This is a genomic window from Actinomadura physcomitrii (genome assembly GCF_008923205.2).
GTDB lineage: Bacteria > Actinomycetota > Actinomycetes > Streptosporangiales > Streptosporangiaceae > Spirillospora > Spirillospora physcomitrii.
Map to the genome: position 1 here is coordinate 56,154 of NZ_WBMS02000005.1, position 12,853 is coordinate 69,006.

A 12,853-nucleotide genomic window follows, 5' to 3' on the forward strand; every position below is an offset into this window, starting at 1 on the left:
GGGGGGCTGCGCCCGGCCCCCCCCCCCCCCCCCCCCCCCCCCCCCCCCCCCCCCGCGGCGCCCCCCCCCCCCCCCCCCCCCCCCCCGGGGCCGTATCCGGAAGGACACCGCATCCCGATGCGCACCATTGACGATCTGGACGTCGCCGGCCGGAAGGTGCTGGTCCGCGCGGACCTGAACGTCCCGCTGCAGGACGGCGCGATCACCGACGACGGGCGGATCCGGGCCAGCCTGCCCACGATCGAGACGCTGCTCGCCAAGGGCGCCAAGGTCATCGTCTGCGCCCACCTCGGCCGCCCGAAGGGCGAGGTCAGGCCGGAGTTCTCGCTCGCGCCCGCGGCCGGCCGGCTCGGTGAGCTGCTCGGCGTTCGCGTGGTGTTCGCCGACGACGTGGTGGGCGCGTCCGCGCACGCCGCGGTCGGCGGGCTCGGCGACGGCGACGTCGCGCTGCTGGAGAACCTGCGCTTCGAGCCGGGCGAGACCAGCAAGGACGACGCCGAGCGCGGCGCGTTCGCCGACCGGCTCGCCGCCCTCGCCGACGTCTACGTCGGCGACGGGTTCGGCGCCGTGCACCGCCGGCACGCGAGCGTCTACGACGTGCCGAAGCGGCTCCCGCACGCCGCCGGCGACCTGATCGCCACCGAGGTCTCGGTGCTGGAGAAGCTCACCGAGCGGGTCGAGCGGCCCTACGCGGTGGTTCTCGGCGGCTCCAAGGTCTCCGACAAGCTCGGCGTGATCGACAACCTGCTCGGCAAGGCCGACCGCATCCTGATCGGCGGCGGCATGGTCTTCACCTTCCTCAAGGCGCAGGGCCACGAGGTCGGGAGGAGCCTGCTCGAGGAGGACCAGCTCGGCACCGTCCGCGAGTACCTGCGGCGCGCCGAGGAGACCGGCGTGGAGTTCGTGCTGCCGGTGGACGTCGTCGCCGCGACCGAATTCGCCGCGGACGCCGCCCACGACGTGGTCGCCGCCGACGCGATCCCCGCCGACCGGCTCGGCCTGGACATCGGCCCCGAGTCCGGCAAGCTGTTCGCCTCGCGCCTCGCCGGCGCGAAGACGGTGTTCTGGAACGGCCCGATGGGCGTGTTCGAGATGGAGCCGTACGCGCACGGCACCCGCGCCGTCGCGCAGGGCCTGATCGACTCCGGCGCGTTCACCGTCGTCGGCGGCGGCGACTCGGCCGCGGCCGTCCGGCGGCTCGGCTTCGACGAGGCCGCGTTCTCGCACATCTCGACCGGCGGCGGCGCCAGCCTCGAATACCTCGAGGGCAAGGCGCTGCCCGGCCTGCAGGCACTGGAGGACTGACCGATGGCCGCCGCGACCCCCGCCCGCAAGCCGCTGATGGCGGGCAACTGGAAGATGAACAAGAACCACCTGGACGCGCTGCTGCTCGTCCAGAAGATGGCGTTCGCGCTGAAGGAGCCCGACTTCGAGGCCGTCGACGTCGTCGTGTGCCCGCCGTTCACCGACCTGCGCACGGTGCAGACGGTGATCGCGGCCGACAACTACGCCATCCGGTACGGCGCCCAGGATGTCTCGCAGCACGCCTCGGGCGCCTACACCGGCGAGATCGCCGCGTCGATGCTGGCGAAGCTCGGCTGCTCCTATGTGATCGTGGGGCACTCCGAGCGGCGCGAGTACCACGGGGAGGACGACGCGCTCGTCAACGCCAAGGCCAAGGCGGTCCTCGGCGCGGAGATGAGCCCGATCGTATGCATCGGCGAGGGGCTGCACGTCCGGCGGGCCGGCGAGCACGTCGCGCACTGCGTGACGCAGCTGGACGGCGCGCTGGAGAAGATCACCGCCGAGCAGGTGCGGCGCACGGTGATCGCCTACGAGCCGGTCTGGGCGATCGGCACCGGCGAGGTCGCCACGCCGCAGGACGCGCAGGAGGTCTGCGGGGCGATCCGCACCCGGCTCGCCGAGCTGTACGACGGCGGAGTGGCCGATCAGGTGCGTATCCTGTACGGCGGCTCGGTGAAGGGCGACAACATCGCCAGGCTGATGGCGCAGCCCGACGTGGACGGCGCGTTGGTCGGTGGTGCCAGCCTCGACCCGGGCGAGTTCGTCAAGATCTGCCGGTACCGGGATCTCCCGGCCTGATCAAAACTGATCAATTCCGCGTGACATGGGGGTTCTTGCCGAACCAGCGGGTAGTTCGTCGTACCCTTCGTAGCTGACGGGTAAACCGCCCGGCTCGATCCTCCGTCCCGACAGACGAGGCCCCGCACCGCGGGGCCGGCCAGAGAAGGCGCTGAAGAACTGTGATCATCGCATCGTCCATCGTGCTCATCGTCACGAGCCTGCTGATGGTGGTCCTCGTCCTGATGCACAAGGGCAAGGGCGGGGGACTGTCCGACATGTTCGGTGGCGGCATCTCGTCGTCGCTCGGCGGCTCGTCGGTGGTGGAGCGCAACCTGGACCGGCTGACGATCGGCGTCGGGGTGGTCTGGTTCGCCTCGATCATCGTGCTCGGGCTGCTGTTCAAGCACAAGGGCGTCGGCTGAGCCGCCCGTCCAACACGTTCGAGCGCCGCGCCGTCCTCGGAGGTCCCTGGCGGCGGCGGCACACAAAGCGAGGAGTAGTCCGTGGGTAGTGGCAACGCGATTCGGGGCAGCCGCGTCGGGGCCGGTCCAATGGGAGAGGCGGAGCGCGGCGACGCAGCCCCCCGCGTCTGGGTGACCTTCTACTGCGCCAACCGGCACGAGACCCGCCCCAGCTTCGCGACCGACGTCGCGGTCCCCGAGACGTGGGACTGCCCGCGCTGCGGGTTCCCGGCCGGGCAGGACGCGGAGAACCCGCCGGCGCCGCCGAAGACCGAGCCCTACAAGACGCATCTGGCGTACGTGAAGGAGCGGCGCAGCGACGAGGACGGCGAGGCCATCCTCGAGGAGGCGCTGGCCAAGCTGCGCGAGAAGCGCGCCGCGGTGAAGAAGGCCCTGGAGGCCGCCGGCCGGAGCTGACCCCTCCGCCGCATCGGCACCGAGCCGTGGCCCGGTCCCCGTCGAGGGGGCCGGGCCACAGGCTTTCCACCGGCATCGGCGCGATCGCCGGTCCCGTGGTCGAAGCCGTGGTTCGAGCGGCTCATCAGGCTCGATATCCGAATGGATATGGGACCGCGAGGGATATCCGTATTGGACGTCGCGGCTGCCTCTGCTTCGCATTCTCGCCTTCGCGGCCGACCTGGCGATCGGCCGGCTCTTCGACCTCGGAGCGGCCGGCGCCACCGCGGCCATGCTCGGCGTCGGCGCGATAGCGCTGCTGGCCGCCGCGGCGACGCTCCGCATCGAATAATCTTCGGGATACGGGACGTACGGACGTGATTCCCGCGCGGGAGTTCGGCGTCCGGCCGGGAATTCGGGAGGAGCCCCATGGACGCGGTCGATCAGGCGATCCTGCGGCGGTTGCAGCGGGACGGGCGGCAGACGAACCGGGAACTGGCCGACGCGGTGGGGGTCGCCCCGTCCACGGCGCTGGAGCGGACGCGGGCGCTGCGCTCGCGCGGCGTCATCACCGGCTTCCACGCGGCGGTCGACTTCGAGCGGCTCGGCCGCGGCGTGCAGGCGCTGATCTCCATCCGGATCCGGCCGCAGTCGCGCGAGGCGATCGAGTCGGCCCGCGACAGCATGGCCGCGATGCCCGAGGCCGTGGGCGTCTTCGTCGTGACGGGCAACGAGGACCTGTTCGTCCACGTGGCGGTGCCCAGCACCACGTACCTGCGGGACTTCGTGCTCGACCGGCTGGCCCGCCGCAAGGAGTTCGTGGACGTGCGCACCCTCGTGGTGTACGACTACGTCCAGCCGAAGGAGCAGGGCGAACTTCCGGCGGCTGAGGCGCGCGATGGGCGAACGCCGTACGCCTGAGCGGACGTTCGGCGCCGCTTCGCCGAAGAACCGGCGGGGCAGGCGGAGCATTCCGAACGAATGACGGCTCACGAGGCCTGGCGCCGCATTCGTGCCTAGCTTCGGGGGCATGGACCGACGAAACAATCCGTCCGCCGCACTGCTGGTCCTGGCGGCAGGCGTCCTGTGGGGCACCGTGGGACCGGCGCAGGTGCTGGCCGGTTCCGCCGCGAGCCCGGTCGCGGTCGGCGGCGCCCGGATCCTCTCCGGCGGGGTGGTCCTCGCCGCGTTGGTGCTCGCGGTCGACCCGCGGGCGTTCCGCGCGCTGTCGCGGCGCACCTGGCCGCCGGTGGCCGCCGCGTCCGCCGCCACGGGGATCTTCCAGGCGTCGTTCTTCAGCGCGGTCGGCCGGACGGGCGCCGCGGTCGCGACCGCCGTGGTGTTCGGGCTCGCGCCCGTCTCGACCGGGCTGTGCGAGCGGCTGGTGCTCCGGACGCGGCTGAGCGGCCGCTGGTGGGCGGGCACGGCCTGCGCGATCGGCGGTGTCGCGCTGCTGGCGGCACCGGGCCCGGACGCCCGCGCCGACCTGCTCGGCGTCGCGCTCAGCCTGGTCGCCGGGACGTGCTTCGGCGTGTACACGGTGGCGGCGAAGGTCCTGACCGGCCGCAGCGGGCCGGGCGCCGGCGCGACGGGGATGGCGGCGGCGGTGTCGGTGACGCTGCTCGCCGGCGGATCGGTGCTGCTGCCCTGGACGCTCGCGGACCTGCCGGCCCTCGCGGCGCCGCGGTCGGCGGGCCTGGTGGCCTGGCTCGGCATCGCCGCGACCGCCGCCGCGTACATGTCCTTCGTCACGGGCCTGCACCGGGTGAGCGCGGCGACGGCCGGGACGCTGAGCCTGGCCGAGCCGCTCGTGGCCGCCGTGCTGGCCGTGGCCGTGCTGGGGGAGCGGATGTCCGGGCGCGTCGCGGCCGGGGCGGTGCTGCTGCTCGGCGGGCTGGTCGTGGTGTCGCTCCCGGCCCGGACGTCCCGGACGTCCCGGGCCCGCCGCGCACGGCGAGGACGAGAGACGTCCGAGGCGGCTCGCTATGATGGCGCGTACGCGACTGGCGCAGTCAAGGTGGAGACGACCACCGGGGAGCGAAACTAGTCCGCACGCCGCGCGCCTGGGTGTACGGGTCCCCTGGCCGGGGCGCCCGCAGCGCGTTCCGGCGCGAGCAGCGCGGAGGTAGTCGTGCACGAACCCGCCGTCCCTCATCTGCAGGCCGCGGACCCCGAGATCGCCGGGCTGGTCGAGGCGGAGGCCCGCCGCCAGTTCGAGAAGATCCGGCTGATCGCCTCGGAGAACTACGTGTCGCCCGCGGTGCTGGAGGCCACCGGCTCCGTCCTGACCAACAAGTACTCCGAGGGTTACGCGGGCAAGCGGTACTACGAGGGCCAGCAGAACGTCGACCCGATCGAGCTGGCGGCCATCGGCCGGGCGAAGGGGCTGTTCGGCGTCGAGCACGCCAACGTCCAGCCGTACTCCGGCTCGCCCGCCAACCTCGCCGTCTACCTGGCGTTCCTCGACCCCGGCGACCCGGTGATGGGCCTGTCGCTGCCGATGGGCGGGCACCTGACGCACGGCTGGTCGGTGTCGGCCACCGGCAAGTGGTTCACGCCCGTCCGGTACGAGGTGCGCGCCGACACCGGCCGCGTCGACATGGACGAGGTCCGCGACCTGGCGCTGAAGGAGCGGCCGAAGCTGATCTGGTGCGGCGGGACGGCGGTGCCCCGCACCATCGACTTCCCGGCGTTCGCCGAGATCGCCCGCGAGGCCGGCGCGGTCCTCGCCGCCGACATCGCGCACATCGCGGGCCTGGTCGCGGGCGGCGCGCACCCGTCCCCGGTGGGCCACGCCGACGTGATCACCACGACCACGCACAAGACGCTGCGCGGCCCGCGCGGCGCGATGGTCATGTCGACGGCCGAGCACGCGAAGGCGGTCGACAAGGCCGTCTTCCCCGGCCTGCAGGGCGGCCCGCACAACCACACCACCGCCGCGATCGCCGTCGCGCTGAAGGAGGCCGCCGCGCCGGACTTCTCCCGCTACGCCCACCAGGTCGTCGCGAACGCGAAGGCGCTCGCGGCGGCGCTGGCCGAGCGCGGCTACGACCTGGTCTCCGGCGGCACCGACAACCACCTGATCCTCATCGACCTGACGAACAAGGGCGTCGCGGGCAAGCCCGCCGCGCAGGCCCTCGACCGCGCCGGCATCGAGCTGAACTACAACGCCGTCCCATTCGACCCGCGCAAGCCGTTCGACCCCTCGGGGCTGCGGCTCGGCACCGGCGCGATCACCACCCGCGGGCTGGACGAGGCGCGGATGCCGCAGGTCGCGGCCTGGATCGACGAGGTCGTGCGGGCCGCCGCCCGGGCGGACGAGACGGTCGTCGAGCGGGTCGCGGGCGAGGTCCGCGAGCTGCTCGCCGGCTACCCGATGCCGGGGTGGGCGCCCACCCCCTGATCAGCCGGCCGCAGGATCGTGATCATGCGCCAGGCCTCGGGATCGGTGAGGGCGACCGCGTCCGCGCCGGTCCCGAAGTCGCCGTACCGGGCGGCGACCTCCAGGCCGCCGGCGAGCCGGATCGCCGCGTCCAGTTCGGTCGCGGTCCAGAACCGGTAGGGCACGACGTCCGAGATGACGCGGGTCGCGCCGTCCGCCTCGATCGTCATGGTCACGTGGTCGTCGGCGATCTGGGTGACCGGGTCGAGCAGGTCGGTCGGCTCGCCCCACCGCACGGTCGCGCGCACGCCGTCGCGCTCGACCGTCCAGCCGGTGCTGACGCTCGGGTCGTCCGACAGCCGGTCGCGCGGGTGCGACATCTCGATCACGTACAGGCCGCCGGGCGCCAGGTGCGTGGCGACCCGCCGCAGGTGCGCGACGAACGCGTCCAGCGTCATCAGGTGGGACGTGGAGTCCAGCATGGTCAGCACCAGGTCGAACCGGCGGCGCAGGTCGAACGCCGTCATGTCGTCCTGGACGACCTCGACCGCGACCCCCGCCCGCCCGGCCTCGCGGGCCGCGTACGCGCACATCCGCGGGTTCAGGTCGAGCGCGGTCGCGGCCAGGCCGCGGCGGGCCAGCTCGCGGGCGTGCTCGGCGGGCCCGGCCGCCAGCTCCAGCACCGTCCGGACCGGGCCCGCCGTGTCCGGGCGGTGCTCGGCGCACCAGCCGAGCAGCACGCCGGTCTCGGCGCCCACGTCGCGGAACGAGCAGGCCAGCTCGTAGGCCCAGGGGTCGTCATAGATGCCGGTCACTCCGCCATCCTGCCAGCGCGCCGCCGGCGGGGCGGCCGTCCGCGCGCAGCCTGATCTCCACGATGCACGGCTCCTCGGTGCGCCGCGTCCGGCCGCCGAGCGAGGTCAGCAGCCGCCGCATCCGCACGTTCTCGCTCAGCGCCGTCGCGCGCAGCTCCACCAGGCCCCGCTCGCGGGCCAGCCGCAGCAGCAGCTCGGCGAGCGCGCGGCCGAGGCCGCGGCCCTGCCAGCGGTCCTCGACCAGGAACGCCAGCTCCGCGACGCCGGGGTCGAGCACGTGGATCAGGTGCGCGAGCGCGAGCAGCGACCCGTCCGGGCCCTCGGCGACGAGCGTCAGGCCGTGCGCCGGGTCGCAGAACCGCTCGATCGCCCGCGGCGGCGGGTACGGCTTCGGGCTGAAGTAGCGCATCCGGCGGCTGTCCAGCGAGCAGCGCTCGTGCAGCTCGCGGACCGCGCCGGCGTCGCGCGGCTCGATCGGGCGGACGGTCACGCGCGTGCCGTCGCGCAGCGGCAGGCCGCGGGACGCCGGGCGCGGCGGCTCGGCGGGCAGCGCCGCGCGGACGAGTGCGTCGGCGCGCGCGGCCTCCGTCGCGGTGAACGGCATGCCGTACCGCCGGAGCCGGACGGCCCGGCCGTGCCCCAGCGGGACGGTCAGGACGCGGTCGTCGCCCTCGCCCTCGCGGTCGGCGAGCCGCGCCCACGCGGACTCGTCGGCGCGCAGCAGCTCCGCGAGGATCTCCGGCACCGCGTGCGGTTCGGCGCGCAGCCGGGACGCCAGCACCAGCGCCCGCGTCGGCTCGTCCACCAGCTCGTGCGGCCGGGCGGGGCGGACTGCCGTGCGCGCGCCGCCCGCCGCGGCGAGCGTCTCGGCCAGCTCGCGCGGCCCGGCGGCGCCGCGCGGGACGTCCACGAGGAACTCGTCCACGACGCCGCCCGTGTCCACCTGGACGGACAGGGCGAGGATGTTGGCGCCGCGGCCGGCCAGCGCGGCGGTGAGCAGGGCCAGCCGGCCCGGCCGGTCCTCGATCTCGGTGCGGATGCGGAGCAACGGCATGGAACGTTCCCTTCGCGGGCCGCCGGCCCGGTCGCGGGCGATCCGGGCCCGGACGGTGTCCGGTGCGGACGCGGCCACTCTGGCCGAGGGCTGTTACGCGGGCGCTACGTCACCGTGAGCGCGCGGTTTCACATTCCGGACGAGGGCTTGAGACGCCCGCCGCGACGGCCTAGCGTGCGGTGGGTGATCGACCCCGTGAGCGGTGAGCACGTCAACGACCTACCCCGCGGCGGGCCGCTCGCGGCCCGCCTGCCCCTGCTGTCGCCCGGCTCGCTCGGCGCCGAGCAGCAGGCCGTGTACGACGCCCTGACCGGCGGCCCCCGCGCGGCCGGCGGCGACCCGGCGGACTCCCGGGCGAAGGCCCGCGCGCTGGGCTTCATGGACGGTGAGGGCCGCCTCCTCGGCCCGTTCAACGCGATGCTGTACAGCCCGGCCGTCGGGATGCCGCTGCAGGACCTCGGCGCCGCGCTGCGGTTCCGCACCGCGTTCACCAAGCGCGAGCGGGAGATCGCGACCCTGGTCGTCGCCGCCTGCCTGCGCTCGGACTACGAGTGGTACGCGCACGAGCGGCTCGGCCGCCGCGCCGGCCTGCGCGAGGACGAGCTCGACGCGCTGCGGGAGGGCCGCGCCCCGATGCTCGCCGACGCCCGCGAACGCCTCGTCCACGAGGCCGCCCGGCAGCTGGTCGCCGAGCGCGACCTCGCGGACGCCGTCTACGCCGAGGCGGTCGCGACCCTGGGCCGGCCCGCGCTCGTCGAGCTCGTCACCCTCGTCGGCTACTACACCGCGCTGGCCACGCAGCTGCGGGTGTTCCGGGTCGGCGTGCCCGACGGCGAGCCCGCCCCGTCCTGGCCGGGGCCCGATGCCGCGGACGGCGCGGCGCACGGCGAGTGAGGCGAGCATGACCGAGACGCTGCAGACCAGACGCCTTGCCCTGCACCCCATCGGCATGGTCGACCACCATGCGCTGCTGACGCACTGGACCGGCCCGGTCGTCCGGCGGCACCTGTTCGACGGCGCGTCGATCTCGCCGGTCCAGGTCACCGAGATCATCGAGACCAGCGAGCGGGACTTCGCCACCGAGGGCTACGGGCTGTGGGCGCTGCGGCCGCTGCGCCGGGGGCTCGGGCGGGCGGAGCCGCGGCCGGGCGCGCCGCTGATCGGGGTGGCCGGGCTGCGCGGCCACGAGGGCCCGTTCGACCGGGGGGTGGACGTGGAGATCCTCTACAGCCTCGAACCGGACCGGTGGGGGCAGGGGCTGGCGGCGGAGGCGTCGCGGGCGGTGCTCGACTACGCGTTCGGGGTGGTCGGGCTGCGCCGCGTCACCGCCGAGTTCGACCCGGACAGCGCGGTGTCCGCCGAGGTCGCCGCGAGCCTCGGGATGCGGCCGTGGCGCGGCGGCCCGGACGGGCCCGACGGCGCGGCCTACTATGCCGCCGACCGGTCCGGTTGGCTCGGATCCCGTCGTGGGATCGACGCCGTTCCTTAGAATCCGTTGTCCCGAGCCGGGCCCTCGGCTGCCCGGCCCCCTCACCGCGAGACCAGGGCCTGGACGTCGCCGTAGGAGAAGGCGGGAGCCTCGGTGGTAGTGCCGGCGACCTCCAGGGCGGACCCGACCGCGGCTTGGAGCGCCTTGCGGAACAGCAGGGATCCGGTGCTGATGCGGCGGACGCCGAGGCCGGCGAGCCGCCCGACCTCGGTCTTCCCCGGCATGAACAGCGCGTTCAGCGGCAGGTCGACGGCCTCGACGACGGCGCGGACGTCGCCGTCGGCGGCGATGCCGGGGACGAACACGCCGTCCGCGCCCGCCTCGGCGAACGCCCGCACCCGCCGCAGCGTCTCGGCCATGTCGGGTTCGCCGCCCGCGAGCCAGAACGTGTCGGTGCGGGCGTTGAGGAACAGCTGCGGAGCCGCCCGCTTCACCGCCGCGATGACGGTGGTCTGGTGGTCGAGCGGGGCGAGCGTCCCGTCGGAGCGCCCGTCCTCCAGGTTGAGGCCCGCGATCCCGTAGGAGGCCAGCTCGGTCGCGAGTTCGGCGACGTCCGCGACCCGTGTGGAGAAGCCGCCCTCGATGTCGACGGTCACCGGGACGGGCAGCCGGGCGAGGTCGCGCGCCAGCACGAGGGTCTCGTCGCGCGCGTCGCCGGTCGCGTCGGTCTTCCCGGCCGCGGCGGCGACGCCGAGGCTGGTCGTCCCGACCGCGGGGAACCCCGCCTGCGCCAGCGCCGCGCCGCTCGCGAAGTCCCATGCGTTGGGCAGCAGCAGCGGGCCGTCGCCGTGGTGCAGGTCCCGGAACGTCTGCGGATGGTTCATCGGACGGCCTCCACGTCGTCGGGCGTGCCCTCGTACCGGGTGATGACCGGGCCGGTGTTCGCCATGCCCCCGAATCTAGGGAGAAGCCGTTTCGCCGCCGGCCGAAGTGTCGGCGCCGGTCGATGCGCCGCCGCCGGTCGAGATGCCGGCGGCGCGTTCGGTGATCCCGGTCAGCAGCTCGACGAGCCGGGCGCGGTCGCCGGGGCCGAGCGCGCCGAAGAGCCGGGCGCCCACGGCCGCCGCCGTCCGCGCGGAGGCCCGGGCGCGCCGCCGCCCCTCGTCCGTCAGCTCGATCGCGTAGGCGCGGCGGTCGTGGGCGTCGCGCTTGCGCTCCGCCAGGCCGAGGCGCTCCAGCTCGTCCATGACCCGGACGACGGCGGACTTGTCGAGGCCGAGGAGCGCGCCGAGGCGCCGCTGGCTGGTGGGGCCGAGCCGGTCGAGCGCCGCCAGCACGGCGTGGTGCCGGGTCTCGATGCCGAGCGGCCGCAGCTCGTCGCCGAGCGCGCCGCGCGCGGCGCGGTGGGCCGAGGCGAGCAGCAGGCCCAGGGCGGTGTCGTCGGCGCGCGGGTCGCCGACGGCGGCCCGGTCAGGAGGTTCGGTCTGCACGCCAGCGATTTTAAGCGCCGGCGATATAGTCTCAGTCGAGACGTTCTCGCATACTCCTACTTTGGGCGGCTTCGGTGAGAGCGGGGAGAGACGCATGCGCGTCCAGAACGACGAGCGGACGGCAGGCCCGAGCAGGCGGCGGGTGATGGCCGCCGCGGGAGCCGGGCGCCTGCTGTTCGGCACCGACTGGCCGCAGGTCGCCCGTCCCGAGGCGGACGGGACGACGGCGCTCCTCGACCGCGACCCGTCCCTGGACCGGAGGGCGCACGCCGCCGTGGACCGGGGCAACGCCCTCCGGCTGCTCCCGCGGCTGGCCCGCCGCCTCAGCCGGTGACGGCCGGCCCGCCGCGCCAGGACGGCACCGGGCGGCGGCCCACCGCGGCCTCGAAGGCGGCGCGCGCGAGCAGGCGCGTCGAGTCCAGCGTCGGCAGCGGCGCCGCCTCCGGGGTCACCAGCAGCGGGATCTCGGTGCAGACGAGCGCGACGGCGTCGCAGCCGCGCCCGGCGAGCCGCTCGATGATCCGCACGTACTCGCGGCGCGACTCCTCGGTGACGACGCCGTTCACCAGCTCGCCGAAGATGATCTCGTGTACGCGGGCGCGGTCGGCGGCGTCCGGCACCACGGCCTCGATGCCGCGGGCGGCGAACTCGCGCGGGTAGACCGGACCGTCCATGGTGTAGCGGGTGCCGAGGACGCCGACGCGGGCGCGCCCGTCGCGGGCGGCCCGGTCGGCGACGACCCGGGCGATGTGCAGCCCGGGGAGCGCCAGGTCGTCGCCGGGACGCTCCAGGGCCAGGTGGGCGGTGTTGTCGGGGCAGGCGAAGAACGTCGCCCCGGCGGCGGCGAGGCGCCGGACGCTCTCGGCGAGGATCGCGCGGACGGCGTCGTGGTCGCCCGCGTCCCAGGACGGCATGCTGCGCGCGAGCGCGATCAGGTCGAGCGTGACGTCGGGATGGTCGTCGGGGCCGAGCTCGCGGAAGCCCTCATGGCAGAAGGCGCGGAAGCACAGCGCGGCGCCCTCCGCGCTGTGGGCGAGGATGCCGAGATGCTCCATGATCGCTCCAGTCCGATGTGCCGAACATCTGTCCACTAGAATGAACAACGGCAGGACTGTTCGTCAAATTGAACACTCGGACGTCTGGAGCGAACACGTGGGGAACCTCGACCTGATCGCGCAGATCGCCGCCTCGATCCGGCGCGAGCGCGCCCGTGCCGGGCTCACCCAGACGGAGCTGGCCCGGCGCGCCGGCCTCGCCAAGTCAACGCTGTCCCAGCTGGAGGCGGGCACCGGCAACCCGAGCGTCGAGACGCTGTGGGCGCTCGGCGACGCCCTCGGCGTCCCGTTCAGCCGGCTCGTCGACCCGCCGAGGGCGGGCGTGCGGGTCGTCCGCGCCGGGGAGGGCCCGGCGACGCGCTCTCGGCAGGCGGACTACACCGCGACGCTGCTGGCGTCGAGCCCGCCGAACGCCCGCCGCGACGTCTACCGCGTCACGGCGGAGCCGGGGGAGCCGCACCTGTCGGACCCTCATTCGCCCGGGACGACCGAGCACGTTGTCCTCAGCGCGGGCCGCGCCCTGGCCGGCCCGGCGGACGACCCGGTCGAACTGGCCCCGGGCGACTACGTCGCCTACCCCGGCGACGCCCCGCACGTCTTCCGCGCCCTCGCCCCCGGCACCGCCGCGACCTTCATCATGGAGCACACCTGACCGTCGACTTGCGGCGAGTCGTCGTTATGGGCGC

15 protein-coding genes, 1 pseudogene and 1 riboswitch are annotated in these 12,853 nt (G+C 74.7%); of the genes and pseudogenes, 11 read left to right on the forward strand and 5 right to left on the reverse strand.

Features of this window, described 5'->3' with window-relative positions; translation table 11 throughout:
- Positions 1–117: 117 nt before the first annotated feature.
- From F8568_RS07920 to F8568_RS07950, 7 genes and pseudogenes are all read left to right on the forward strand, one after another.
- Positions 118–1,305: a phosphoglycerate kinase gene (locus F8568_RS07920; RefSeq protein WP_151592842.1), complete on the forward strand. Its 1,188-nt coding sequence runs from the start codon at positions 118–120 to the stop codon at positions 1,303–1,305.
- A gap of 3 nt (positions 1,306–1,308) precedes the next feature.
- Positions 1,309–2,103, forward strand: coding sequence for a triose-phosphate isomerase (tpiA, locus tag F8568_RS07925; protein WP_151592843.1), 795 nt, complete (start codon positions 1,309–1,311; stop codon positions 2,101–2,103).
- A 161-nt stretch (positions 2,104–2,264) separates the two neighbouring features.
- The gene (gene secG / locus F8568_RS07930; RefSeq protein WP_151542679.1) at positions 2,265–2,507 is read left to right on the forward strand and encodes a preprotein translocase subunit SecG; all 243 of its coding nucleotides are present in this window, start codon (positions 2,265–2,267) and stop codon (positions 2,505–2,507) included.
- A gap of 81 nt (positions 2,508–2,588) precedes the next feature.
- Positions 2,589–2,963 (forward strand): RNA polymerase-binding protein RbpA, encoded by a 375-nt coding sequence (locus F8568_RS07935; protein WP_151542680.1) that lies wholly within the window; start codon positions 2,589–2,591, stop codon positions 2,961–2,963.
- Positions 2,964–3,371: 408 nt separating this feature from the next.
- Positions 3,372–3,863 (forward strand): Lrp/AsnC family transcriptional regulator, encoded by a 492-nt coding sequence (locus F8568_RS07940; RefSeq protein WP_151592844.1) that lies wholly within the window; start codon positions 3,372–3,374, stop codon positions 3,861–3,863.
- 109 nt (positions 3,864–3,972) lie between these two features.
- Positions 3,973–4,839, forward strand: a pseudogene (locus F8568_RS50960) (DMT family transporter); the annotation flags it as partial.
- A gap of 92 nt (positions 4,840–4,931) precedes the next feature.
- Positions 4,932–5,018: riboswitch (ZMP/ZTP riboswitch) on the forward strand.
- Between the two features lie 55 nt (positions 5,019–5,073).
- The gene (locus tag F8568_RS07950; RefSeq protein WP_151592846.1) at positions 5,074–6,345 is read left to right on the forward strand and encodes a serine hydroxymethyltransferase; all 1,272 of its coding nucleotides are present in this window, start codon (positions 5,074–5,076) and stop codon (positions 6,343–6,345) included.
- On the opposite strand, the gene F8568_RS07955 is transcribed toward F8568_RS07950, so the two are convergent.
- A complete protein-coding gene (locus F8568_RS07955) occupies positions 6,312–7,139 on the reverse strand; it encodes a class I SAM-dependent methyltransferase (protein WP_151592847.1) in 828 nt (275 codons plus the stop codon). The genes F8568_RS07950 and F8568_RS07955 overlap by 34 nt on opposite strands.
- Positions 7,123–8,193, reverse strand: coding sequence for a GNAT family N-acetyltransferase (locus tag F8568_RS07960; RefSeq protein ID WP_151592848.1), 1,071 nt, complete (start codon positions 8,191–8,193; stop codon positions 7,123–7,125). The genes F8568_RS07955 and F8568_RS07960 overlap by 17 nt, the downstream gene beginning before the upstream one ends.
- A gap of 183 nt (positions 8,194–8,376) precedes the next feature.
- On the opposite strand from F8568_RS07960, the gene F8568_RS07965 reads away from it, so the two are divergent.
- On the forward strand, positions 8,377–9,087 hold the full coding sequence (locus tag F8568_RS07965) for a carboxymuconolactone decarboxylase family protein (protein ID WP_151592849.1): 711 nt from the start codon (positions 8,377–8,379) through the stop codon (positions 9,085–9,087).
- A 7-nt stretch (positions 9,088–9,094) separates the two neighbouring features.
- Positions 9,095–9,682: a GNAT family N-acetyltransferase gene (locus F8568_RS07970; RefSeq protein WP_151592850.1), complete on the forward strand. Its 588-nt coding sequence runs from the start codon at positions 9,095–9,097 to the stop codon at positions 9,680–9,682.
- 41 nt (positions 9,683–9,723) lie between these two features.
- Here the strand turns inward: F8568_RS07970 and F8568_RS07975 are convergent, their stop codons facing one another.
- Entirely contained in the window at positions 9,724–10,506 is a 783-nt protein-coding gene (locus F8568_RS07975) for an isocitrate lyase/PEP mutase family protein (RefSeq protein ID WP_151592851.1), read from the reverse strand.
- Positions 10,507–10,581: 75 nt separating this feature from the next.
- On the reverse strand, positions 10,582–11,112 hold the full coding sequence (locus tag F8568_RS07980) for a MarR family winged helix-turn-helix transcriptional regulator (RefSeq protein WP_202124654.1): 531 nt from the start codon (positions 11,110–11,112) through the stop codon (positions 10,582–10,584).
- A 94-nt stretch (positions 11,113–11,206) separates the two neighbouring features.
- On the opposite strand from F8568_RS07980, the gene F8568_RS07985 reads away from it, so the two are divergent.
- Positions 11,207–11,446, forward strand: a complete 240-nt coding sequence (locus tag F8568_RS07985; protein ID WP_160573544.1) for an amidohydrolase family protein — start codon at positions 11,207–11,209, stop codon at positions 11,444–11,446.
- Here F8568_RS07985 and F8568_RS07990 read toward each other — a convergent pair.
- Entirely contained in the window at positions 11,436–12,167 is a 732-nt protein-coding gene (locus F8568_RS07990; protein WP_151592852.1) for an aspartate/glutamate racemase family protein, read from the reverse strand. The genes F8568_RS07985 and F8568_RS07990 overlap by 11 nt on opposite strands.
- Positions 12,168–12,264: 97 nt before the next feature.
- Between F8568_RS07990 and F8568_RS07995 the strand changes: the two genes are divergently transcribed.
- Complete coding sequence (locus tag F8568_RS07995; RefSeq protein ID WP_328600773.1) at positions 12,265–12,819, forward strand: helix-turn-helix domain-containing protein; 555 nt, start codon at positions 12,265–12,267, stop codon at positions 12,817–12,819.
- Positions 12,820–12,853: the final 34 nt, after the last annotated feature.